This is a genomic window from Bacteroidetes bacterium GWF2_43_63 (genome assembly GCA_001769275.1).
Lineage (GTDB): Bacteria > Bacteroidota > Bacteroidia > Bacteroidales > DTU049 > GWF2-43-63.
In genome coordinates this window covers 14,948-41,109 of record MEOQ01000014.1, presented here as the reverse complement: position 1 = coordinate 41,109, position 26,162 = coordinate 14,948, and the positions used below count along the sequence as shown (strand labels likewise).

The following is a 26,162-nucleotide window of genomic DNA, read 5'->3' as shown; positions in this document are numbered from 1 at the left end:
CCGTTGCCTATCATGAATATAAGGGCTAATTTTGCGGAAAATTTCCACCATGTCTTACATCACTCAAGAAAAATTCCTTTCAGCGGAATGGTTTCGTGTTTACCTGCTGATTATTATAGGTTCATTCATTATGGCAGCGGGTTTTGTGCTGTTTATTTCGCCTTATAAGCTGGCTCCGGGCGGGGTGTATGGTGTTGCTATTGTACTTCATTATTTAATAAATACCCCCATTGGATTGGTGGGGATATTGATTGATATTCCGTTGACAATCATTGCAATAAAGATTCTAGGGCCAAAGTTTGGAGCTAAAACCGTAGTTGGATTTGTTCTGTTGTCGGGCTGGATTTCGCTGCTTGAATTCACCTGGGGATATGAGCCTCTGGTTGAAGGTGATCCGCTGTTGTCTGCCATTTTTGGCGGCTTACTCATCGGGTTTGGTCTCGGTCTTATTTTTAAGTCAAAAGCCAGCTCGGGTGGAAGCGATATCATTGCCATGATTTTGAACAAATACACCAAAATTCCGATTGGACAGTTGATGATCGCAGTGGATGCCGCCATTGTAATGATCAGCCTGGTGGCTTTCGACGACTGGAAGATTCCCCTCTACAGCTGGATAGTTATTTTTATCACGGGCAAAGTGGTCGATGCTGTAATTCAGGGTGTTAGCTATGACAAGACCTGTATGATTATTACAGACAAGCCTGACGAAGTCAGCAATAAAATCCTGGTAGATCTTAATCGGGGCGGGACTTTTATCAAAGCAAAAGGGATGTACTCCGGTGAGGAGAAGGATATGATTTACACAGTTGTTAACCGTCGCGAAGTGGCCATTTTGCAGGATTATATCCGACAAGTTGATCCAAATGCCTTTATGACGGTCATCGATGCCAACGAAATTGTCGGAAACGGTTTCAAACCTTTCTCTGAAAAGGCTGAGTGATACTCACAACTACTTCGCACCGATAACCGTTAAGGTCGAGCACGACTCCACTTTGCCATCATGGCTGATTGAGCTGACAAGGTATTCTCCGGCAGCCAGGCTGCGAATATCGATGCTGGCTGAAGCCGCGTCATTTGGTACAGATTGTCTAAGCAAAAGCTTGCCGTTGAAATCTCTGATGATGAGTTCAGCACAGCTTTCCGGAATATTTTCAATTTGAAGAAGGCCTGAGCATGGATTTGGAAATAATTTCAATTTCAGGGTGCCCTCATTTTCAGAAACTCCGCTTTGAAAGGGTTCGCCGACAGCTAGTGCATATTCACCTGTGCGGCCATAAGCAGTAGTCAACATGCCGGCGTAGTCGTTTCCTGATTTTGTGAAGGGGAAAATTTGCCAATCGAATCCCGGGCCGGGCCGATAGACGAGCACAAGCGAATCTACGCAATCATTATCAGGCAGTAACTCTATGTCATAAAAGTTGCTAGTGCGATTATAGTCGAATTTCAGCTGATAGTCTGTTTCTTCCGGAATCATCCCCGTAACGCGCCAATAGCGGCTTTGCGAAAGACGGAAAATTTCAGGATTTGAAACAAGCGGATCCGGGGCAGCCTTGTGGTGTTCAGCTCTGACAAAAATGCTGTCTGAAAGACTATTTACAACAATATCAACGAAAGCATAGTTGAATACAGCGGTGGATGGCGCAGTAATGATTTTGTTATAGCTGACAATTGCATCCGCAGTTTTTTCATCCATGTCAACAATTACAACAGAAGGAGCAAAAGGAACCGTAAACACATCGGTGCCGCTCTGGCCCGAGAAGCTGGCGGTGACGGTGTGTGTGTTCCACAGCGAATCCATAAATGTCAGTTCCACGCGGTTGCTGTTGGCAAACTGTGTGGTTCCGTAGAGTTTCTGACGCAAATATACAGTCACTGTTGAATTTGCTCCGGCTGGCGCTACATGCATGGAATCAACATCGAAATGCGGAAATCCTTCACGCAGCACCCAGGCGTCGAAAAAGTCGGTCAGATCAATGCCTGTTTCGTCGCTGAGAATGTCGCGCAATTGATTATTACTGGCATTACCATATTTCAGACTATCGAAATAAACTTTCAATGCTGGAAAAAACAAGGAATCGCCAATATAGTTTCTCAGGGTATGCGCCACCAGAGCGCCTTTGTCGTACACCGTTGTGCCGTACGTGATATTGTGCGGGACATTGCCTACCGGATAAAAACCACCATCATCAACATGAGCTGTTCTAAGCACAGAGGCGTGTACATTGCGGATGTATTCCTGCATAGCGGGCACTCCGTATATACTTTCTTTCATTATAAATTCACTAAAAACAGCCCAGCCCTCATTTATCCACATTTCTTCGGGTGTGGCACACGTCACCAGATCCCCGAACCAATGGTGTGAAAGTTCATGGGCGCATAGCGATTCGTTGGCTGTGTTGCCTGTAATGCTGGCATTGGGCAGTGCAATATTCATGGCATGTTCCATGGCACCCGCATTGAATGGAACTCCAACATACCCTACGCGCTCCCACATGTAAGGCCCAAAGCGGTTTTCGTAGGCTGTCAGAATATTTTTGAGATTGACAAATGTGCCTGGAACTTTGGCAACATAAGACGATGCAACATAAATATCAATCGGAATATTCCCGTTGACGCCGGCAAAGGTGTCAGTCACGCAAACGTAGGGCCCAACAGCAATTGAAACGATATAGGTTGGAACCGGCTCAGACATTACCCAATGCCATGCGATCAGATCGCCAGACTCCAGATGTGTTGTATCCTGCAGCATTCCACCGCACACGGCCATCTGATTGGTATCGGTCAGAACATACAATTCATACAGTGCCTTATCGGTGAAATCATCAATGCATGGGAACCAGACGCGTCCGTAGTTGTGGGGGTTGTCTTCGAATCCTACCCCAAGATTGTAGGCATAGGGACTCTGGAAATAAAAACCACCCCAGCCGCTGGGATCAATGACCGGATGACCGTGATAATAAATTTTAAGATGCAGCGTATCATTAATGGCCATTGGCACCGGGCTCTGGATCATGAGCAGCGTGTCGTTGTAGGTCCATGTTGTGTTTAGTGCTGATTCGAGAAACACGCTGTCAACAATTAGTTCCAGCAGATCGAGCGGAATGAATTGCAAATTGTTCACTTTCGGTTGAAAATACACATCGGTGTAACCGTAAATCTGCTGCCCGGCAATGTTAACCGTATCAATATTGATGGAATATCTGATCACATCAATACTATCGCTGCCGGGCGATTTTTGTTGTGCTGATGCAGCAATTGAGCAGATGATCGTCAGAAACGCTATGAAGAAAGTTTTCATATTTCATTTTTTGCAAAGCAAATGTAATGAAAATCCGTGGTTATGAAAATCACCCAACGATATCCCATCGTCCGACTGAACCGAGGATATGGGATCGTCGTTGCAGTGAGGATTTCAGCCCACAACAGCTTGGTAATTGCTGACATTTTAGCGTCAGCAAGAGAAGGTTGACATCACAGCATGCTGACCTGGAATCGTCAGCGGGAAAAGTCCTGGCACCCAACGATTCCGTGTCCGCTCCTCTGCATAATTCAAAGTCACGCGGACGACAGAATGTTGGGTGATCCCCGACATTCTACCGTCAGCAAGAACAGGTTTACATCGAAGCATTGCTGACGTGAAATCGTCGGTGCAGAGCGGATTTCAGCGACCAACAGCTTGGCTTCGCTACCATTTTTTTAGCGTCAGCCAATTTAGGCTGATCACATAGCATGCTGACCTGGAATCGTCAGCGGGAAAAGTCCTGGCACCCAACGATTCCGTGTCCGCTCCCATTTGCAAATCCATGTCTTGCGGACGACAGAATGTTGGGTGTGCCGCATGCCGCATGCCCTATGCCGCAAGGCTCTTTTCTACCCGATTTTGTATAATTATTTTGAAACATACACGAATAACCACCTAATTTCGTACTTTTGTTACACTTAACACAGAACTACTGATGAAAAGACTTTTGTTGATATTTCTGCTGCTTTCTGCCATCGCAGTGGAAGGACAGACGGTCTGGACGCTTGAATCCTGCATTCAGTATGCGAGAGAAAACAATCTCACTATTCGTTTGCAGAAGCTGAATTCCGAATTGGCAAAGCTGTCGCTGACCCGTGACAAGGCGGCATTTCTCCCCGGTGTATCGGCCGGTGCAACGCATACCTACAACTATGGACGCACGGTGGATATGTATACCAATGAATTTGCAACAGACCGTGTTCGTTCAAATAATTTCTATATTGGAGCGAACGTTACGATTTTCAACGGATTCAATCTCGTAAACTCATACAAGAAAAGCCAGCTGGAAGCAGAAGCTGCCATGCTTGATGCACAGCAGACTTCGGATGATATATCGCTCTCCATTGCGACTGCTTATCTTCAGGTTCTTTATGCTATGGAACTTGTCAATAATGCAGAGAGTCAACTTGAAATAACACAACTACAGGTTGACAAAAATCGAAAAATGTATGCAGCCGGATCAGTTTCACAGGGCGCTTTGCTTACAATCGAAGCGCAGGCGGCCTCCGAAGAAAGTCAGTTAGTAAGCGCAGAGAATCAGCTTGAAATGTCCATACTCACGCTGGCGCAGATGCTCGACCTTAAGGATGTGAGCGGCTTTCAGATAGCTGTTCCCGACATAAGCACGCTTGACACGAGTTCGTTTTTGCTCATGAATCCTGCCGATGTTTATGCCTTTGCTGAGAAGAATCAGCCGGGGCTGCTGGCTTCACAATACAGAGTTCAGATTGCAGAGCGCAATCTGGGTGTTGCCCGTGCGGGAAGATATCCGCAACTTTCGCTCAACGCTTCCTTAGGCACCGGCTATTCCGGAGCCAGCAGGCGTATGACCGGTTATAATGTCAATGGTGTTGACACGATTGGTTTTACCAGTGAATCATTGACTGAATATGTAATGATGCCCTCGCTGGATTACACGTATGAAACAACGCCCTTTCAGGATCAGATCAACGACAACATCAATAAATCAGTCGGGCTTCAGCTCACGATACCAATATTCAGCCGCTTGAATACTACGCTGGCTGTACGTCAGGCAAAGATCAGCATTGAATCGGCCACCATCAATTTTGAGCAGGAGAAATTGAATTTACAGAAAACAATTCAACAGGCATATGCCGATGCATCGGGTGCATACCGAAAATATGCAGCAACGAAAAAACAGGTGGCTGCGCTCGAAGAATCGTTTTCATATATGGATCAACGTTTCAATGTCGGACTCGCAACACCCATTGATTACAGCGATGCTAAAAATAAACTTGCAACAGCTAAATCGGAAATGCTTCAGTCGAAATATGAATTCATTTTCCGCACAAAAATTCTCGACTACTATCTCGGCAAAGAAATCAGGTTGTAACAAAAATCAGTAGAACTATGGCACTGAAAAAACAGAACAAAAGAATTATAATCTGGGGTATTATTGGCCTTGTGGTTTTATTGGTCATTCTGCGTAAGACTGGCGTAATTGGTGGTGTTGAGACAATCAAGGTCGCAGTTGAAAACGTTAGTTCCCGCGATATCATTGAAACAGTTTCTGCAAGTGGGAAAATTCAACCGGTGCGCGAGGTCAAACTCAGCCCTGATGTTTCGGGCGAAATAGTTGAGTTGCTTGTAAAAGAGGGCGACCTCGTGAAGGAAGGCCAGGTGCTGGCCCGCGTCAAACCTGATATTTACCAGGCAAACTATGAGCAGATTGCAGCCAACGTAAATTCGCAGAAAGCCAATCTTTCCAATGCTGAGGCTCGTTTGTCACAGACCGAGGCGCAGTTTTTAAATACCGAATCTTCGTATAAACGGAATAAAACACTGTTTGATCAGGGGGTGATTTCCAATGCTGAATTCGATGCTGCCCAGGCACAATTTGACGTAGCGAAGGCCGAAGTGCAAGCGTCGAAACAGACAGTAAACGCGGCCAAATTCAATGTCTATAGTGCGCAGGCAAGCATGAGTGAAGCTTCGAAAAATCTGTCCCGGACTACCATCGTTGCTCCGGTCGACGGAACCATCAGCACCCTCAATGTTGAAGTAGGGGAGCGGGTTGCAGGGGCATCGCAATTTGGTTCGGGAACCGAAATTCTTCGAATTGCCGACATGGCAGAAATGGAAGTTATGGCCAGCGTGAACGAAAATGAGGTTGTACGCTTGTCTCTGGGCGATACTGCTATTGTTGATGTCGATGCTTATCCGAATAAAAAATTCAAAGGAATTGTGACTGAAATCGGCAATTCGGCCAACGTTAGCGGCATCAGTGCTGATCAGGTTAGTAACTTCGATGTTACAATTCAAATTCTTTCATCGTCGTATGCCGACATGATTCCCAAAGGCGCCATAGATTATTCTCCTTTCAGACCAGGCATGTCAGCATCGGTTGAAATTCAGACCGAGAAAGTTAAACAAGTTTTGTCTGTGCCGGTGCAATCCGTTACTACGCGCGATGAATCAGACGTTTTAGTGACAGATGATAAAGAAAAAAAAGAAAAAAAGAATGATCAGGACGCGGTCACAGAATTTGTTTTTGTGATTGAAAATGGCATTGCAAAACGCAAAACGGTGAAGACCGGCGTGCAGGACAATGAGTATATTCAGATTCTTGAAGGACTGAAAAAGGATGAAGTTGTTATTGTTGCACCTTACAGCGCCATTGCCAAAAAGCTTCAGGGAGATGAAAAAGTGGAAGTGGTTGATCGGAAAAATCTTTTTGAAGTAAACTAACATTGAGTCTTATTCTTCACATAGAAACAGCCACACAGGTCTGTTCAGCGGCGCTGAGCCGCGATGGATTGCTGATGGAGGAAGTTGTTGCTGAAACTGAAATGGCGCACGCATCCACGCTTATGCCAATGATAGATGCGCTTCTGAAGCAGAATAATGTTGTGCCAGCAGATCTTAGTGCGGTGTCTGTCAGCTCGGGACCTGGCTCCTACACCGGATTACGAATAGGTGTAAGCACCGGCAAAGGAATTTGTCATTCACTCGGCATTCCGCTTATCGCTGTCGGGTCGCTGCATTCAGCTGCTTTCGGGATGAAAGAAATTTCAAAAGCAACAGGTACTGATTTGCTGATCCCTTTGATTGATGCGCGTCGTATGGAAGCATTCGCAGCATTCTACGATGCTTCGCTAAATGAAGTCAGGCCATCAACACCCTGGATTATGGACGAATCAAGTCTTGATGAATTTGCAGACAGGAAAGTATTTCTTGCCGGTACTGGTGCAGAAAAATTGAAAGCATTGTATTCAACTTTCAGCAATGTTGTTTTTCTGAATGAAAATATGCACCGCGCAGCTTTCGCATGCAGCCTGGCTTTTGAAAAGTTTCAGAAGTTGGATTTCGAAAACACCGCATATTTTGAGCCGAACTACGGCAAGGACTTCATTCCAGGAAAACCAGTGATTAAAGGACTGAAATAATTAATGCAAATTGAAATGACACCATACTTCTCCTTAATAGTACCAGTTTATAATAGGCCTGATGAAGTGGATGAACTGCTGGCAAGCCTGGTAGCCCAGACGTACCGCGACTTTGAAGTAATTATTGTCGAAGATGGTTCCAGTGTTCCTTGCGAAGACATTTGCAAAAAGTATGATGATAATCTTGTAATCAGTTATTTTTCAAAAAGTAATTCTGGACCGGGACAATCCCGAAACTATGGAGCAGAGCGCAGTAGCGGAGAGTATCTCATCATTCTTGATTCCGACTGTATAATACCACAAAGATATCTTGAGATTGTGAGAAAATATCTTGAAGAATTTCCGGTCGATGCATTCGGAGGCCCTGACAGAGCGCATACATCCTTTACAAAAATTCAGAAGGCCATCAATTATGGCATGACATCGTTCTTCACTACGGGAGGCATTCGTGGAGGGAGGAAGAAGCTTGATAAATTTTATCCGCGAAGCTTTAATATGGGTGTGAAGAAGGATGTATATCTTGCGCTGGGTGGTTTTTCAAAAATGCGTTTTGGCGAAGATATTGATTTCAGTATTCGCATTTTTAAGGGTGGGTATAAATGTGTATTGATTCGCGAAGCATGGGTGTATCACAAGCGCAGAACTGATTTTAGAAAATTCTTCAAGCAGGTTTACAATTCCGGAATTGCACGCATCAATCTGTATAAAAAATATCCGGATTCCTTGAAAATTGTGCATTTATTTCCATCGGTATTTACGATTGGTCTGATATTATTGATAGCAGCATCATTTTTTAGTTTCTGGATTCTGGCGCCAATTGCGCTTTACGTACTGATGATATTCGTTGATTCTCTGATTAAAAACAAAAGCCTTGTCATCGCTTTTTATTCCATTGCAGCCACGTTCATTCAGCTCATTGGTTATGGAATCGGCTTCATCAATGCATTCTGGAAGCGTTGCGTACTGCGGAAAGACGAGTTTTCAGCTTTCAGAAATTCGTTTTATAAATAAAGACTCCAGATGTTTCGGTACAATTGAAACGGGTTAATATTTCTTCGAGAACGGGAACCGGAGCGCGATTACAAAATGAGCCCACAGGGTGCGACATAACCCAAAATGTTTTTTCATGATCTTAAAACGTTCTTTCCATGATTTTTTTCTGTGCTGCGCTGACAGACCTGAAATCATGAAACGGGAAATATAATCATTGATGAATAAATTGTGTTCCGAGACAGAAAGAACTTTGTTTGTCCAATCGTAATCAGCTGAAATCTTATATTGTAAATCATAAAATGGAGCCACGGATTTCCGCACCAATATTGACTGATGGCACACTACCAGTCCTTTTAAAAGATGTCTTTTTTTCAGATTGGCTGGAGCAATTTTATGTCGCTCGCCCAAGGGCTGATCATTTTCATCAATAATGAGCGATTGTCCGTAAATCACATCCGATGCGGGTTTCAAGTGTAAGGAAGCTGCAATGTTTTCAACAGTATGCTCATTAAATATTTTGTCGCCGGCATTTATAAACCAGACGAATTCTCCGGTGGCCATTTGCATACCTTTGTTCATGGCATCATACAAACCTTTGTCTGGCTCGCTTATCCAACGGAATGCAGATGGCACGACACATTCAAATTTTCCTAGCTGAACTTCCTGCTCATATTTGCGGATGATATCAACTGTTGAATCTTTTGAACTTCCGTCGACAAGAATATATTCGATCCTGCAGTTTTTTTGCTGAAGCACGCTCTGAATGGTCTTTTCAAGAACCTTTTCTGCGTTGTAGGTAATGGTTATAACAGAAACTACAGCCATTTTATTTGCTCAGGTACCATTGATATACTTTTTCAATGCCTTCCCGCAACGATGTTGTGTGTTTCCATCCAGAAGCGTGGAGGCGGCTTACATCAAGCAATTTGCGCGGGGTGCCGTCGGGTTTTGTTGTGTCGTACACCATTTGTCCTTCGTATCCGACAACCGATTTTATAGTCAGCGCAAGTTCATTGATTGAAAGGTCTTCGCCAGTGCCGATGTTTACATGAATTTCTTCTGAATAATTTTGCATCAGATGTACCAATGCGTCGGCAAGATCATCTACATATAAAAATTCGCGCAGCGGTTTTCCGGTGCCCCATAAAACAACTTCCGGTTTATTTTCAATTTTAGCTTCATGAAATTTGCGGATCATGGCCGGAAGTACATGCGATGTGTTCAGATCGAAATTGTCGTTGATGCCGTAGAGATTGGTTGGCATGGCTGAAATAAAATCGCATCCATACTGACGACGATAAAACTTACACAATTCAAGTCCCGAAATTTTTGCAATGGCATATGCTTCGTTGGTTGGTTCCAGCGAGCCTGTCAGAAGAGAATCCTCACTAATGGGCTGTGGAGCCAGTTTTGGGTAGATGCATGAACTTCCTAGAAACAGAAGTTTTTTTACCTGATTTTTATAAGCCGCATGAACCACGTTGAATTCGATCATCATATTGTCGTAAATGAATTCAGCGGGGTAGGTGTTGTTGGCGTGTATGCCGCCTACTTTGGCAGCAGCGAGAATTACATAAACGGGTTTTTCCGAAGCAAAGAAATCATTGACTGCTTGTTGATTCCGAAGATCAAGTTCAGAAATATCTCTGCTGATAATATTATTGAATCCGTGATTTTGGAGCGATCTTACAATGGCTGAACCGACAAGTCCTGTATGCCCTGCCACATAAATTTTCTCATTAAATTCCATGGCTGATTTTATAAATGATGTTTTTGTACAAATTCAAGATCATGTTTCATCATGATTCGAATAAGCTCTTTGAATGAGGTTTTGGTGGGGTTCCAGCCCAGCAGTTTTTTTGCTTTTGAAGGATCGCCAAGCAATTGTTCCACTTCGGTAGGACGAAAGTATTTCGGGTCAACCTCAACGTACACAATTCCTGTTTTCACATCAATTCCTTTTTCATTTTCATTCTCACCTTCCCAGCGTAATTCAATGCCGGCTTCGGCAAAAGCGAGTGTACAGAATTCACGTACCGGATGCATTTCGCCGGTTGCAATTACAAAATCTTCAGAAGTATCATGCTGCAGAATGAGCCACATGCATTCAATGTAATCTTTGGCGTAGCCCCAATCTCGCAAGGCATTGAGATTGCCGAGATATAGTTTTTTCTGAAGTCCGTGTGCAATGCGGGCCGCTGCCAGTGTGATTTTACGCGTCACAAAAGTTTCACCGCGACGCTCGCTTTCATGATTGAAAAGAATACCATTGGATGCAAAAATATTGTATGCTTCGCGATAGTTTTTTGTGATCCAGAATCCGTACAGTTTTGCAACTCCGTATGGTGAGCGCGGATAAAAAGGTGTGTTTTCCGATTGAGGAACTTCCTGTACCTTTCCGTACAATTCAGAAGTAGAGGCCTGATATATTTTTGTCTTTTTTTCAAGCCCCAGAATGCGCACTGCTTCCAGAATTCGAAGTGTTCCAATGGCATCGGTTTCTGCTGTATATTCAGGAACTTCGAACGAAACTTTCACATGTGACTGTGCGGCCAGATTGTAGATTTCATCCGGCTTTACCGACTGAATAATTCTGATGATCGATGACGAATCAGTAAGATCGCCGTAATGAAGCTCGAGCTTTTTTTGATGCTTCATATCCTCAATCCATTCATCGAAATAAAGATGTTCAATGCGTCCTGTGTTGAAATACGATGCGCGGCGCATGAGACCATGAACTTCATAACCTTTGTCCAATAAAAATTCCGCCAGATACGATCCGTCCTGGCCTGTAATACCTGTAATCAGTGCTATCTTCTTCATTATTTTATTCAATTGATTTATTTAGTTCATCTGTTTTTTTATCTCTGCGAATCCATTTCCATATCATCAGTCCAATAAGTGAAATCAGTGTCAGACCTGCAATAACAGATCCCCAGAAAGATATTTTTTGTGCTTTTATGTAAAGCTCATCTTTGCATGTGAATTGAATGACATGGTTTCCTGCAGGCACCTGCAACCCGCGTAAAATGTAGTTAACACGAACAATAGGAACTTCTTTGCCGTCGATGGTAGCTTTCCATGTTTTGTAGAAAACTTCGGAGAATACGGCCAGCTGTTCTTTCGTATTGGTAGTTTTGTAACTGATTGCACCGGGCGAATAATCCATCATGACAATGGCTGCTGTGCTATCAGAAGTTGTCTGCAAAGACTCAGGTTTACTGAGTTTTTCTTTCCAGGTCTGATCGATAATGGCAGTTGTTTGTGGATTGAAATCGGTGATGGCAACAATTTCCTCATCGGGGCTATTGACCCATTTTAGTGTATCGACAAACCATGCATTACCCAGTGCATCCGGATTTTTCTGTACAATTGTGCCGCCTGTTTCTCTGTTGGGAACGATAACATATCGGGTGTTGAGCATATTCAGAACATTGACATTGACATTTTTCGAAAAATGATAGTCAATAATATCCTGATAACGTCTGAGTTTGGCTGGGCTATAGCCCCCAATCGATTTGTGATAGTATGAAGTGTTTGATTCATTGAATGTGCTTGAAGCCAGATTGAGCACCCGGTAATTCGGGTCTTTATCTTCCAGAATCATTTTGTCGGCTTCGGTCATCTGATAGGTATTGGATTTACGCTTGGGAATAAAATTGTCATAACCCAGAAAGCGACGATCCACCACCCACAGGTCAACCAGAATCAGTGCAGTCAGTCCAATAATAAGAAAGTTTGCCCTGAATTTATATTTCAGAAAAGCCCACATGAGGCCGAAAGCGAGCGCGATAAAAGCAAATGAGCGCCAGGCGTCAGCAACCATCATTGCTTTGCGGTCAGCCCGCAGTGCATCAACCAGCCATTCCGGATAGTTTTCATCACCGGCTGCAGAGAAGTTGAACAAGCCGCCTCCAAATAATGCGAAAATTAAGGTAAGCCCTCCGGTAATGCCACCCGCGATGTATAGTTTGCGCAGAATTGCATCCTTTTTATTTTCATCCTTTAGTTGTTCAATCATTTCTTTTATGGCCAATACGGCAAGAATTGCCATGGTCACTCCTGCAATTATAAGCGCCATTGCCGGTGTTCGGAATTTATTATACAATGGCAGATTGTCGAAAATAAACTGATTGAACCCTTCCAGGTTTTTACCCCAGGCAAGCATGACAGAAAGAATTGATGCCGATAGCAGCCACCATTTTTCTTTTCCTTTTACAATGATTAACCCAAGAACAAACAGAAAACAAACAATGGCACCGGCATACACAGGTCCCGATGTAAATGGCTGTGCGCCCCAATAGGCAGGCGCATATTTGGTGAAGTTTTTTCCCTGACCTGTTCCTTTGAGTGCCTTGTAGCTTTCGGAGTCAGTGCCGATGTTGTAGTTCGAACTTCCACCATAAAGATTCGGAATCAGTAATGTCCATGTTTCGCCTGCTCCGTAACTCCACTGATAGGCATAATCAATGTCAAGACCAGTGCCTTCCTGCTTTCCGGACGGATTATTTTTCAGTACTGCACCACCACGCATGGTTTCTTTGGTGTAGTCCATGATGGTAATCATTTTTCCCATCGAAGGCAGGATGGCAATTCCGGCAACGAAAATCAACATGGCCGAAATTTTCAGAAAATGTTTCAGCGCATGTTCTTTTATGGCATAAATAAAATATGTAACAAACATGATGGCAATAATCAGCAAGAGATAGTAGGTGATCTGCTGATGATTGTAGTAGATGTGAACACCTGTAAAAACAAGCGTAGTTAAAAGGCCTATCAGATATTGTTTCCGATAAGTCATAATAATACCACCTATTATCGGAGCCATGGTGGCCATTGCCAGCGCTTTGTTGACGTGCCCGGCTTCGATTATAATCAGGTTGTATGATGAAAATGCATATGCGATTGCACCCAGAATACTTAGCCATGGCTTACAGCCAATTGACATCAACAGAATATAAAATCCCAAAAGATATAAAAAGACAATAGCAAAGTGCAATTGAGGAATGTAGAATGAGAATGCCTTACTGATCGTCATGAATATATTTGGCATTGGAGCCGGATATGTGTAATTGGCAGGCATCCCTCCAAACATGGCATTTGACCAATGGGCGTATTCGCCGGTTTTCGCATGATGATCTCTCAGATCTTTACCCATGCCGGTAAAACTTGTAACATCACCCTGAGGCAACTCTTTGTTGTCAAACACAAGTGGGGAGAAGTAAATGACACTTAATAGCATAAACAACGCTATGGCCAGAATGTGTGGCAGCCATTTTTTGAAATTGATTTTTTCCATCTGATGTGTGTTTACTGAGTTATTGATTGCAAAAATACGGTTTTAATTCAAAAGAAATTGCACTGCGCTGGTTTTACTCAGGTCCAACTCATTTAACCAATTAAAAAACATCCTGAATCGTAGTTTATTCGCTCATTAAATCACTTTTGCAAGGTGCTCATGAGCTCGCACCGCTGGTGCTCGGTTCACAGAGTAACCCAGAGTTTTTCACAGAGTTCCACGGAGTATAAAAAACAAAAGCCGATTGGAAAGGACACAACGTAGTTGTGTTAATCAATTACAGCATATCGAATTCTGAAAGCTCGCTTTCAAATTCACTTTGCTGTAATTGATATCGACTTTTGCCTGAATAAATCTACTCTGTGCGACTCTGTGCGTACTCCTATAAACTCTGTGTTACAAAAGTATAAAATTGCACGCTTGAAGTCGGCATCAGCTGCATTAATCAGAAGCATTCACAAACATTTTTATGCGTCGGCCCTGCGGTTTTACTCAGGTCATTGTATTGTGTAAACCTGTTCATTCAGATAAGAGTATCTGGCGCATTTAATGAACAAAAAACTGGATGCGCATTATCAGTCAGCTTTATTTTTCGAAAGAAACGCATCGACATTAAAAAAATTGCTCTCAATATCTCTAAGTTTTGACTCTTCAAAATCCCACCATTTAATTTTCAACAGCTGTTGAATTTGTTCTTCGCTGAACCGGTACTTTACAATCTGAATCGGTACTCCAACAGCGATTGCATATGGCGGGATATCTTTTGAAACAACGGCTCCGGCACCAATAATGGCTCCATCACCAATGGAAACTCCATCGAGAATAGTCACATTTGCGCCGATGAAAACATCGTTGCCAATCGAAATAATCGCGCGCTCTTCAATCTTGTCAGTAGAACTAAAGGTGATCCCGTTTTGTTTTTTTGTTGAATAAAACATGGGTGATGTACTGATTCCCTGCGTGGGATGAACTCCCCAGCCGCACAACAGATTTGGGCCAATCGAACAGAACTTTCCTATTCGGGTGTTGTTGATCCAGGAGTTCATTGAAACATACGTGTAATCGCCAATATCAGCATTTCTGACGTGGCTTGGGATGTCAATCTTTGTGTGTTTTCCCTTTTTTGACGATTTAGATCCCGTTCTGCAATAGGACAAAAAAACATTGTTTTCGCGGAATCGCATAAATTTGAAAAATGTAAGAAAAAGATCTTTTATTTTATGAAGCATATGGATCTGTTTTAAGACAAGGGTTTTCGTTCAAAAGCGTCAATGAAAGTTTCGGGGGTTGAATTGTAGATTTTACTTTTTGTGGTGTCAGCAAAAGCCCGGATTTCCTTGTATCCTTTGAACATATAATACAGATAAGCCAGCATGGTGATTAGGTCGAGTTGCATAACCCGCGCTTTTTCCGAAGCTTCTTTCTGGTCGTAAAAATGAATATCATTAATGCGAAGCCTGTTTAGGTCATCTACCCACAAGTTTTTGAGCCAGTCGTTTTCGCTTCCGGCCAGATAGATTTCATCGTAGGAAGAATAAATGGCAAGCATCAGTGCCGCAATCAAAACATTCTGTGCACGCGGCATCCCAAGCTGTTTTCGGTAGACGCATTTTTTCAGAAAACGAAATCCTTCAAAATTTGTTTTGTTGTAATAGCAAAGCTCGATATTCTGATTTTTACTCAGGGTTTGCGCAATATTTTTTTGTTTACTGGCTTGCCAGGGAAGATACAATTGAACTTTCCAGGTGATTGTGTCGGAGAGATGGAGGTAAAAATCAGATACTTTTTTCTTTTGTGTTTCATCGGCGACATCAAACCAGAAAGCGGGATCACATAAGATATACACTGATGGTTTGAGCTCAGAAAACAAGGGCGTTGTTCCCATAAAATTGATTGCAATCAGGTCGTAATTGCCAATAACATCCTTTGAGTTTTCCAGGGCTGAAGTCAACGATGGTCCATTGCCCAATATCAGACATTTTGGATGAGTCGTCTCAATTTTTTTTGTTTTTTTGAAACGAGTCCGCCACAGAAGTCTGAAAATTGAGAATATAGCATCAATGGAATTGTAAAACCATTGGAGTTGTTTTGGATACATAAACGCAGTTTATATTCGGGCAAATGTACGAAATTCTGTTTTGTTTTTTCCTCAGCGTAATTTCTGACAGCTCTAATTAAGACATGCACCCAGATGAACTCCTGAGTGTTGTTTCCATGATTTCATATTCGGTTAATCCATAGGGCTTGCACAGATTTGTGTAAACAAAAAAACGCTCCGGAAGGGAGCGTTTTTGAATTCAATTTTCAGAGGTTCAATTGTGTGAACTCAAATCCTCATAAATAATAGTCGGATAATCTTCGGTCGTAGTGCCTTCGGTTTTAATCACTCCATGAGCCAGACTCAGCCAGATATACTTATAGTAAATCGGGTCCTGGTCGGTGGTTTCAAGAATTTTTATACAGTCGGTAAAAGTGCCTGCGGGAACTGTTACTGTCTCGTTTAATGCAACAATGGAGCAGGAGTCATTAATAAAACCAACGGTGTCGGGGAATGCTTCACCCCATTTTTCGCCAACAGTTGGATTTGCATCGCAGAACACAAGCATTGTTCCACCACCCTGTGAACAGAGCATCGAAAATTTGGTGTCGTCGGCAAACCATTCCTGAGTTATTGTATAACCCCAACCAATTTCCCAGGTTACATTTGCATATTTCTGAGCATTGATACTGTTGATGGTGTATGTTTGGTTAATATGAGGGCTGCCTGGGTCTGAGTCATAAGTATCGTAGGTCCAGGTGGCGCCTGCTTTGTAGAAAGTGAAAACACTGTTGGTTGGGGTAGTTGGCGTTGTATCGTCTGGACCCGGTTCATCTTTTTTGCAGCCTGCAAACACAATTAATGTTGCAAGCAATATCCACAGCGGACTGAATTTTTTCATGGTTAATAGTCTTAATAGTGTTTACAGTTTCAGAAATTCCACGCGGCGGTTTTTCGATTTATTTTCAACGGAATCGTTAGGGCCAATAGGCTGACTTTCGCCGCTGCCATCTGTTTCAATGCGGTTCCCGTCAATGGCAAAATCTTTAACGAGCGCTTCTTTCACGTTGGCAGCGCGACGTTTTGAAAGGTCGAGATTCATTGCGTCATCACCATCGCTGTCGGTGTGACCAACTACCTTAATTCGCATATCGGGATTTTCTTTCAGGATGTTGGCAATTTCGTTCAACGATCCGCGGGACTCTGATTTTACAACATCTTTACCGCTATCGAAATAAATACCGTAGCTGATAATTTTTCCTTCAGTCAGCAGTTTGCTGCGCATATCGGGTGCTGCTGTAGTAACTTTAATATTGGTGACAAGCGGGAAACTATTGCAATCCCATCCAAAAAAGCGGAAGCGATTGAATTTTCCTTCAGCATAAATATTGGTTGGTACATCAAGGACTTTAGCTCCCAAATGATAAATGCGTACGCGGCGCTTCTGAATCCAGATAGTAACATGATTGACTTTTTCTTTTACAACAGGATTTTTTGATGCATTTCCTTCAAGCCAGTCTTTAGTTTCTCCATACCCTTTAGTATACCATCCGTTAGCTCCTAAGGTAATATGCAATCCATATAGTCCGGGATATAATGCATCTTCAATTTCGTGCATATTGTCGGGGTCGGTTTGATAGAGCGTAAACATAATACCTCTACCGTAGACTGCATCCGGAATTATATCAAATTCAATAATGTAATTATCAGGAAATGCGATGTCTTTTGAAAAACAATAGGTAGCATCTTCCCCATTCAAATGAAACCATTTGCCTGGAGCTATATTGACGGTTTTTACTTCCCCACTGCTGTTTGATGTCCAAAGTGCCGGGAAGTCGCCGATGGCATCCTGCGAAAAGTCCTCGAAAAACAGCACCTGGTCACCGGGGATGAAGTCGTATTGTGAGTAGCTTTCAAGCTTTACAGTATTTTCCGAGGCAGCTTCACCCTCTGTTTCATCACCAGACTCATTGTCTTCAACAACTCCTTCGTTTCCACCTTCACCTTCACCGTCCTTGTTTTTATCTTTGTCATTCTCTTTGTCTTTTTTCTTGAAAACGCCATTCACGCCTTCTTCGGTCTTATCAAAACCCTTATCAATCGTTTTGTCGGTCTTGTTTTCCAGTCGCTCCTGAGCCTTATCTTTTATTTTTCCACCAATGTCAATTTGAGCGAATGATATACTGCTGACAAATAGTACAGCCAGAAAGATTAGGAAGTGTTTCATGGTTTTTCTTTTTTTACAAAATTAGGTAATTATTCAATGAAAAACACCAGTTGTTTATTTTCACCGATATTTTTTCGCCGTCGCTTATTAAAAATCATGCCACTAATCTATTTTGCTATTTTTCAGTCATATATTCATTTGTCATGTAAAAAAGAACTTAACTATGTTAAATAAAGCTATTTTTGTTAAAACGTAAGAGGCAGAAAATCAAATAGATGAATAAAATGTGTAAAAAAAAGACTAAAATATTAAAGAAATATTAAGAATAGTTGACAAATGCAAAATAATAGTTTAATTTTATCCGTTCAAACAAGAAAAATAAACCAGGAAGTTATGAATACTAAGTTTTTAGTTTTACTGTTAGGAATATCAATATTTGCATATTCCTGCGGAAACGACAAGAATGCAGCGATCCGCAAAATCTCTCCTCCTGTGGCAAAAGTTGATATGGGTACAAATGTATTCAGCATTGACCCGACCAAAGACACGCTGCTTACAATAGAAAGTGGCAGTACAATTTTTATTCCTGCAAATTCGCTCACTGGCGCCGACAACAAACCTTATAAAGGTAAAGCCCAGGTGGAATATGAGGAATATATGAATCAGGCCGAAGTCATTCTCAGTGGAATACCGATGCAATACGACAGTGCCGGTGAGACACATTATTTTGAATCGGCCGGCATGTTCACCATCGATGCTGAAACACCTCAAGGCGAAAAGTTGAAAATAGCCGACGGCAAATCGGTAACCGTTTCGCAGGCGTCTCCCTGGGCCGATCAAACCACCGGCTTCAACTTCTATCAGTTCGATACTGTTGCGGGTAAATGGCGCTATCTGACTACTCAGGACGCTGAACCACTTGCTCCGGAACCTCCGGTAATCGAAACTGAAGAGAACGCTAGTATCAATGTGAAAAAGAATGTCCGCACAGTGGATGATTTTGTATTTGATATTAATGTGAACTATACCATGTATAAAGAGCTGGCCGACATGAAGGAAATCATGTGGAAATTCAGCGGCAATAAAAAGTATTCTGATCCCGAAAAAGAACAGTGGATCTTTGATTTAAACTGGCCCGATACGCAGATTTCGCGCGATGAGAGCCAGCCCGGAGCTTATGTGATTGTGCTTAAAAGTACCGAGCGTACATTTAAAACATCGGTGGTTCCAGTTCCGGTCGATCCATCAGATAAGGCCGATGTGATTGCTCAGGCCGACAAGAGTATGCAAAAACTGGGTGAACAGACGGCAAGTCTGATTGAATACAGCAATGTTTATCGGCGCACCATGGAAATCAGTTCGCTGGGTACCTGCAACTGGGATCTGATTTTCAGATTTCTTAATCCGAAAAGACTGAAAATCCGCTTCTTTGCCGATGGCAATGAATTGAATAAAGATATCAGAATTTATCAGGTATTGATTGAAAGAAATGTGACCATGGAATGCACGCCTGAAAATGCATATTATTCGACCCTTCTGCCAACGGGTGAAAAAGTGATGTATGTAGCTGTAAATGAGCAGGGAGAGGCATACGTGGGCAAAGATGTTGGTGTATTGTTGCGTGCCGAGGAAGACGAGGTTGTTGAATTTGAGCTTCAGAAAACAGCTATGCCAATAAAATCGCGTGAGGATTTGAATGGCCTGATTTGTCAAGTCTGATTCTTCATTGCATGAGGATTCTTCAGGCAATTTTATTACTCTTGCTTCTCAAGGCCGGATTCTGTCAGCAATCCGGCCAGTTGCTTATTGTCAGGCAGAGTCAGAATTACGGCCTGATTGATACTGCAGGAGCGGTGGTGTTACTGCCGCAGTTTGCCGAAATAAATCACGACAGGGCTTTCAACGTATATGTTGTAACAGGGCCTACCGGCAAAGCTGTTTTTTCGCCTGCAACTTCTTCTCTGATTACCGGTTTTTACGATGACATCGTAGTCATCTCGTCCGAACGTTTTATTGTAACCCGGGGCGGGATGAGCGGAGTGGCCGATCAAAATGGGGAACTCATTATTCCGCTAAAATATACAAGCATACGAAAAGCCGGAAATGGAAAATACTTCTGCGTAAATGGAAGTTCAATTGCGGTTTATAACAGCAGAGGGGCTTTTGATGTTGAAATTGCTTCGGATGAAGTTCTTGAATACCGCGGCTTTTACATTTTCAAAAACAGGGATTTTCATTTTGGCGTTGTTTCACCAATCGGAGCACCTGTTATTGACGACAAATATGACAATTATATTACCGCCAACGCACTTATTGAACTCCGCAACAACGACAGTACGGCCATTCTGCACACGGCTTCCGGTAAGGTAATTCGTTTAGGCGCCAATGCACGCGCAAAGTTCCTTCTCGAAGGAATAAATGAAATTAGAGCCACTCCTTTTTACTCACTCTATTCGGCATCAGGCCGTCAATGGCACTCGGTTTACAGTGATAGAAAACTAGAATTGGATTTGAGTGAGGCCGATATTACTTCAACTGCGATTGATGATAATTTCATTGTGAATACGGGTTACAATTGGCTTTTGAGCAAAGAGGGAATTCCTTTGACCGAACAGAAATACGAGGAACTTTTTTATTTTCGGGATAGTATCTTTGTTATTGGAATGAGTGGATTGCGCGGTTTGTATAAACCTGGGCGCGGTGAAATTTTAGGCCCGGTCTATAAAAGTTTTCGCACAATGACGGATACTGTTACAGGTAAACGATGGACAGTCGCACTCACCGATCCGGATGGATACAGGTTGCTGGATGAAAATTTCAAACAGATCAATGACAATTTGTATTTTCGGCTTGACATGATTGACGGCCGAGGAATAATAGCCGGAGTATCCTTTGAAAAATTTATGCTGCTCGACACAGCCGGCAACCGAATATGCGATCCGCTTTATTCTAACATCCGCCCGATGCCTGATGGGTTGTGGAAGGTTTATAACAACGGATTTTGCGGTGTTATGAATTCGAGAGGAAATGTTTTGACTGAATTGTGTTACGATGAAATAACCTTGCGAAACTCGCGCATGAAATGCGCACGGGGCGGGGTGATGGAATTTTTTAGTTGGGATGGCTCAACACTCGAACCCCTGCTGAATTTCAGCAACTATCGCAGGTTAGAAGTATCGGGATCGCAAGTGACTTCATTGATTGGCACAGCCGGTTCGCGTATAGCGCTTGCCTGGCGGCGCGATTCGGTATTGAAAAAATTCGGGTTGTATGATGCCGTCAATGACCGATATTTTGTACCACCCATCTACGATTATGCAAAAAAGGATGAGCTCCGTAATATTTCATTGACAGGAATTTTCGGTGACACCAGCTACTTCAGGATTGGGCCACTTACCTTCATGGGCCGCATCCGATTTGGTGTTATTGATCATAATACTTCAAGAATAATAGCTCCAAGTGAATTCATGTTCATTTATTTCAACCATTTTCAGCGGCAATTATTGGAGAGTAACCGCAATACGATGACGCCGTATTATAATTCTGACCGAAATTTCGCCGTTGCCATCGATACAGCCGGAAACTGGCGCACAGTATCATATACCGGTGCTACTTACCGTCCATCGGTTCAGTTCATCGATGCCTGGCGCGGCAATGCAAAAGTCTGGAGATTCGATTCATGCTATGTTGCTGAAAAAAAACAGAAAAGCACCGATAAACGCATTTGCAATGTGAGTGCTGCTTTCACTCCGCTCACAACTTTTCTGAAGCCAGTCGATGCATTCACCATCGCGGCAATGAAAAATAAAAAGCTGTTCATTTTTGCACCGGATGCCGATTCGCTGGTTCTGCAGAAAGGCCTCGCCGGCCGTCTCGATCCGGGGTTGAATAACATTCCGGTTGGAAATGCACGACCGTTGTTTGTGCACAAATACAGCTACCCTTCCATTTTGGAGTCGCAGATACAGCGATATTGCAACATGCTGACTTTTGTGAGCCGCAGAATGCAGTACTATATTGATTCAACCGGTCATGTCATCTCCGACACTGTATATTCGCGCGTATTGCCGTTTTCAGAAGATCTGGCCATGGTAAAAAAGGGCTCGCGCTATGGCTATATCGACCGGCAGGGAAACATGGTTATTGAAAATAAATTCCGGAAAGCTTCATCATTTTCCGAAGGGAAAGCTGCAGTTACAATAAAAGGTGGCCGATTCGGTTATATTGGCACCGACGGGGAATGGCTCATAGAGCCGGCTTACAGAGAGGCACTTGATTTCAGCGAAGGACTGGCCCCTGTGAAACCAGGCAATTTGTTCGGATACATTGATGAATCAGGCACTGTTGTTATCAAACCCGCATGGCTCCGTGCTAATCCGTTTATTAACGGATCAGCTGTTGTTTTCAACAAGAATGGATTTGGATTGATTGACAGATCAGGAAAAGAATTATTGAAATGCAGATACAATCGTATAACGCCGCCGGACACCAATAACAACCGTATTATTTCACGAAAAACGTCACAACTTGTAAACGCAGAAGGGGAAATCATAACAAAAAAATCCAAAGTAATTTCCGATGCCGGCGACGGTTATTACAGCATAAAGAAAGGGCTCGGCTTTGTTTTAATTCGTTCGGATGGAACTGAAGTCTGTGCATTTAATTCCGACAGACCGCTGCTGGTGGGCAATGACAGAGTTCTGGTCACAAAGAAAAGTCGGTTATATTATTACGATCTTGCCGGAAACAAGCTGCTGGGGCCATATAACAAGGCCGCATCGTTTGCGCAAAATCTTGCTATCGTTTCTACGAAGGATGAAACATATGTGATTGATACTACCGGAAATATTCAATTAATTTTGTATCGCAATCGTCTCACCGCAACTTCGTCATTTGATGAGAACGGACTTGCGACTATCAGGCAGGGAAGTCTCTTCATACTTGTTGATAAAACAGGAAAGGAATATTTTTCCGGCACTGTAAAGCCACGCAATGCGGGTAATAAAATCTACATTCTGAATCGCGATGGTTATTATCTTTATAACTTCGAGACTGGAATTTCCTATCCGTTCAGTAAATGGAGCGATATTTCAATGCCCTCCTGCGGCCGCTTCATTGCTACGGCCAATGGTATGTATGGTTTCTCAGATGTATACGGGCAATATCATGTTTCGCCACAATTCACGCGAATTGAGCGGGTGCAGCAGGGAGTGTACAGAGTGAATTATCTTGATAGAACCGGCTATATCCGTTTTGACGGAAAAGTAATTTGGGAGCTGAGCAGGTAGGAGTAAACAGAGGCTGTCTCAAAACTAATAATCGTTACGATATTCCATATTCCGGCCTGCTTTGTATTTGACAAATTGGCTCAGGCCGGGATATGGAATCGTCGTAACAGCTTAAAAAACAACGATTCCATATCCTCACGCATCTACGTCGCATTCGGACGATGGAATATTGTTTTTTAAGAAGATGTTGATTTGAGACAGCCTCGGATATTGCTCAGTGACCGTTCTCAACTTCGCGCGCAAAATCCCACGACAAATAATTTTCGTAGCTCATGCACACATGCTCGGCAAACTGAATGGCGGTGCGGATTATTTTGTCCCAGTTTTTTTCTGGTAATGTTTCAAGATCAGCGGGCGAAATATGTGTATGGCTCAATGCATAGAGCAGTCCCGCATTGAAAGTGTCGCCGGCTCCAATGGTGCTGATTACCGGAATATCTTTCACCGGATAGTGTTTATGAATCTGAGGCGTACAAAGAGTTACCCCATATTTATTGGCTGTCATAATAAGTACATGTCCGCCCTGCGTTTTCACAAAATCGTACACAATTTTCGGATCATTTGTACCAAGAATATTATTGAAATCCTCATCCGATCCCTTGGTAATGTGCGCCAGACGCATGTTTTCCTGTATCATGGGCATTACCTGATCCTTGATTTTCATGTGATTTTTTCTGAAGTTCGGATCATATAAGACAATGCTCTCCGATTCACGGCAACGATGAAGAAAGGATGTCAACCCTTCACGAATTTCTTCCTTAATTCCGTAAAAACTTCCGAACATAATCAGATCATTTTTATCAGGATCCGGATAAATTAATTCGGCTTGCCCTTCTTTTCTGATTTTATAAAATGAATATTCTGCATCGTTGTTTTCGTTTAAAACGGCAATGGCAATGCGCGATAATCCATTGTCGTAGCTTTTCATGAAATCGAGCGAGACCTGATTGCGAACAAGGAATTTTTCGATCAGTCTTCCGATGGCATCCTTTGCGTAATCGCCCACCAGCACTACGTTTTCGCCCAGGCGTCCGAGCGACACGGATGTATTGAGCATAGCGCCACCAGGGGTTCCTTCAATGGGCTTATCTTCTTTAAACAAAATATCGTAAACGGTTTCACCGATGCAAATAAAACGTTTCTGAGGCAATTTCATACGGAGCAGTTTTCAGGAAAGATTAGTGTCATCAGACTTCGAAAACATTTTTGCGAAATATCCGATGATGGGTGAGGCAAGTAAATAAACCACTATCAATGGTGCAATGGCGGCCAGTTGCAGGAATATAAACATTGGAACAGCAACCAGTAAAAGAACTATAGCCAGCGTGATGCTTTTTTTATCGTTGAGCTTAAGTGAAAGCAGTGGAATCGGAAGGAGCATCAGAACTGCAAAAATAAATGATGCGAATGTTAGAATTACCAGTACTTTTTCTTCGCCATATAATTCTGCCCAGAACAGACTGGTGCATGCAAGTGCCATTCCTGCTGCAGGCGAGGGTAGTCCAAGAAAACTTTTAGTCTGACGTTCGTCGGTATTGAACCATGCAAGCCTGATTCCTGCAGCCAGCGCGAAAATCATGGGTGCGATAAACAGCAATGTTTGCTGGCACCACAGATCGTTGCATGGCTCTGAATATTGCTGAATGGTTCTGATGGTAATGATGGCAGGCGCTACTCCAAATGAAACCACATCGCAAAGCGAATCAAATTCTTTACCGAAAGCTGATTGTGCTTTTAACAGGCGTGCAACAATTCCGTCAAAAAGATCGAACGCTGCTGCAATCAGAATGAAATAAAACGCATATTCAATATAATACCAGGGCCCGAGCGCAATTACAATAGCACTCAAACCGGACAACATATTGCCGGCTGTGAAAATATTTGGTATTACTGCTTTGAGTTTCAAGCGGCAAACTTACGATTTTTTTGATTTCCCGGTTTTACTTTTTCCATTCGTTGCGGGCATCATCCAATCTGTTAATCATGTAACATATTTCATGATTAGTGTAACATGCCAATGTGTGAGCGGAATTACCTTTATTAATTGATATTTTCACCAGACTAATAATGAAATTATGAGAACAACAGTTGTTTCGCTAATGCTTATACTTTGTTTAGGTTTATTGATTCATCCTCAAAAAGCCTCAGCAAAACGCGATGTAAGCAGTCAGATTTTTTATACTGAATTGAGTCCATATGGCACGTGGCTAGCCGTTCCTAATCACGGTTATGTATGGAAGCCAAATGTAGCACCGGGGTTTACACCTTACGCTACCAACGGTTATTGGGCCTATACCGATGAGGGCTGGGCATGGGTCTCCAATTACCCATGGGGCTGGGCTCCGTTTCACTATGGCCGCTGGTATAACGACGCCAACTACGGTCCATTATGGATTCCAGGCAACGAATGGGGCCCGGGATGGGTCAACTGGAGAAACACAAACGGGTACTACGTTTGGGAGCCTATGGGGCCAACATTCAGCAACAACTATCGTGCACCATACAACCGATGGATGTATGTAAAAGGTCATGATTTTGGCAAAAGGAACAATAAGAATTACTATTATGTAAATGCTTCATATAACCGAATGGTTTTTCACAATTCCAGGGAGATAAAAAATTTCAGGAAGGGCCATGCGAATAATTCATGGTACAACATGGGGCCCAATAAACATGAGGTGGAGAAGTATAATGGCAAAAAATTCACTCCTTATGCAATTAAGGACAACGATAAGCCCGGCCAGAAATTTTCCGGGAACCAATTCCATACCTACAGGCCGCAGGTGAAACATAATAACTATGTAAAACCTTCACCTCAATCGCACGGGAATTATCCTGTTCAGCAAAAATCGCAGGGGACTAAACAGAATCAAGCTACACAAACAAACAGATCGCATAAATCAAACCCCGGTCAATCCAATTCTCACAAAGGTGGGAAGAAGTGATACG

At 42.9% G+C, this 26,162-nt stretch carries 19 protein-coding genes; 8 read left to right on the top strand and 11 right to left on the bottom strand.

Going from position 1 to position 26,162, the window contains the following annotated elements:
• The first annotated feature begins 49 nt into the window (after positions 1-49).
• Positions 50-940 carry a hypothetical protein gene (locus A2W93_07995; protein ID OFY55555.1) on the top strand — a complete coding sequence of 297 codons (891 nt, stop codon included), beginning with the start codon at positions 50-52 and terminating at the stop codon, positions 938-940.
• 9 nt (positions 941-949) lie between these two features.
• Here A2W93_07995 and A2W93_07990 read toward each other — a convergent pair whose 3' ends face one another.
• Positions 950-3,298: a hypothetical protein gene (locus A2W93_07990; GenBank protein OFY55554.1), complete on the bottom strand. Its 2,349-nt coding sequence runs from the start codon at positions 3,296-3,298 to the stop codon at positions 950-952.
• Positions 3,299-3,956: 658 nt separating this feature from the next.
• Here A2W93_07990 and A2W93_07985 point away from each other — a divergent pair.
• The 4 genes from A2W93_07985 to A2W93_07970 are packed head-to-tail and all read left to right on the top strand — an operon-like array spanning position 3,957 to position 8,439.
• The gene (locus A2W93_07985; protein OFY55553.1) at positions 3,957-5,375 is read left to right on the top strand and encodes a hypothetical protein; all 1,419 of its coding nucleotides are present in this window, start codon (positions 3,957-3,959) and stop codon (positions 5,373-5,375) included.
• A gap of 17 nt (positions 5,376-5,392) precedes the next feature.
• Positions 5,393-6,730 (top strand): efflux transporter periplasmic adaptor subunit, encoded by a 1,338-nt coding sequence (locus A2W93_07980; GenBank protein ID OFY55552.1) that lies wholly within the window; start codon positions 5,393-5,395, stop codon positions 6,728-6,730.
• Positions 6,731-6,732: 2 nt separating this feature from the next.
• Positions 6,733-7,428, top strand: coding sequence for a tRNA (adenosine(37)-N6)-threonylcarbamoyltransferase complex dimerization subunit type 1 TsaB (locus A2W93_07975; GenBank protein OFY55551.1), 696 nt, complete (start codon positions 6,733-6,735; stop codon positions 7,426-7,428).
• Positions 7,429-7,431: 3 nt separating this feature from the next.
• Complete coding sequence (locus A2W93_07970; protein ID OFY55550.1) at positions 7,432-8,439, top strand: glycosyl transferase family 2; 1,008 nt, start codon at positions 7,432-7,434, stop codon at positions 8,437-8,439.
• A 33-nt stretch (positions 8,440-8,472) separates the two neighbouring features.
• Here the strand turns inward: A2W93_07970 and A2W93_07965 are convergent, their stop codons facing one another.
• From A2W93_07965 to A2W93_07930, 8 genes are all read right to left on the bottom strand, one after another.
• Positions 8,473-9,246 carry a hypothetical protein gene (locus tag A2W93_07965; protein ID OFY55549.1) on the bottom strand — a complete coding sequence of 258 codons (774 nt, stop codon included), beginning with the start codon at positions 9,244-9,246 and terminating at the stop codon, positions 8,473-8,475.
• Between the two features lies 1 nt (position 9,247).
• Positions 9,248-10,171: a GDP-fucose synthetase gene (locus A2W93_07960; GenBank protein ID OFY55548.1), complete on the bottom strand. Its 924-nt coding sequence runs from the start codon at positions 10,169-10,171 to the stop codon at positions 9,248-9,250.
• An 8-nt stretch (positions 10,172-10,179) separates the two neighbouring features.
• Positions 10,180-11,244 (bottom strand): GDP-mannose 4,6-dehydratase, encoded by a 1,065-nt coding sequence (locus tag A2W93_07955; GenBank protein ID OFY55622.1) that lies wholly within the window; start codon positions 11,242-11,244, stop codon positions 10,180-10,182.
• 4 nt (positions 11,245-11,248) lie between these two features.
• On the bottom strand, positions 11,249-13,720 hold the full coding sequence (locus tag A2W93_07950; GenBank protein ID OFY55547.1) for a hypothetical protein: 2,472 nt from the start codon (positions 13,718-13,720) through the stop codon (positions 11,249-11,251).
• Positions 13,721-14,295: 575 nt separating this feature from the next.
• A complete protein-coding gene (locus A2W93_07945; protein OFY55621.1) occupies positions 14,296-14,823 on the bottom strand; it encodes a chloramphenicol acetyltransferase in 528 nt (175 codons plus the stop codon).
• 137 nt (positions 14,824-14,960) lie between these two features.
• Positions 14,961-15,818 (bottom strand): hypothetical protein, encoded by an 858-nt coding sequence (locus A2W93_07940; GenBank protein ID OFY55546.1) that lies wholly within the window; start codon positions 15,816-15,818, stop codon positions 14,961-14,963.
• Between the two features lie 214 nt (positions 15,819-16,032).
• Positions 16,033-16,659 (bottom strand): hypothetical protein, encoded by a 627-nt coding sequence (locus A2W93_07935; protein OFY55545.1) that lies wholly within the window; start codon positions 16,657-16,659, stop codon positions 16,033-16,035.
• Between the two features lie 21 nt (positions 16,660-16,680).
• Positions 16,681-17,985 carry a hypothetical protein gene (locus tag A2W93_07930; protein OFY55544.1) on the bottom strand — a complete coding sequence of 435 codons (1,305 nt, stop codon included), beginning with the start codon at positions 17,983-17,985 and terminating at the stop codon, positions 16,681-16,683.
• A 333-nt stretch (positions 17,986-18,318) separates the two neighbouring features.
• On the opposite strand from A2W93_07930, the gene A2W93_07925 reads away from it, so the two are divergent.
• Positions 18,319-19,644: a hypothetical protein gene (locus A2W93_07925; protein OFY55543.1), complete on the top strand. Its 1,326-nt coding sequence runs from the start codon at positions 18,319-18,321 to the stop codon at positions 19,642-19,644.
• A gap of 11 nt (positions 19,645-19,655) precedes the next feature.
• Positions 19,656-23,213 (top strand): hypothetical protein, encoded by a 3,558-nt coding sequence (locus tag A2W93_07920; GenBank protein ID OFY55542.1) that lies wholly within the window; start codon positions 19,656-19,658, stop codon positions 23,211-23,213.
• A 214-nt stretch (positions 23,214-23,427) separates the two neighbouring features.
• On the opposite strand, the gene A2W93_07915 is transcribed toward A2W93_07920, so the two are convergent.
• The gene (locus A2W93_07915; protein OFY55541.1) at positions 23,428-24,369 is read right to left on the bottom strand and encodes a hypothetical protein; all 942 of its coding nucleotides are present in this window, start codon (positions 24,367-24,369) and stop codon (positions 23,428-23,430) included.
• 12 nt (positions 24,370-24,381) lie between these two features.
• Positions 24,382-25,119: a hypothetical protein gene (locus A2W93_07910; GenBank protein ID OFY55540.1), complete on the bottom strand. Its 738-nt coding sequence runs from the start codon at positions 25,117-25,119 to the stop codon at positions 24,382-24,384.
• A 169-nt stretch (positions 25,120-25,288) separates the two neighbouring features.
• Between A2W93_07910 and A2W93_07905 the strand changes: the two genes are divergently transcribed.
• Entirely contained in the window at positions 25,289-26,158 is an 870-nt protein-coding gene (locus A2W93_07905; GenBank protein ID OFY55539.1) for a hypothetical protein, read from the top strand.
• The last annotated feature ends 4 nt before the right edge of the window (positions 26,159-26,162 follow it).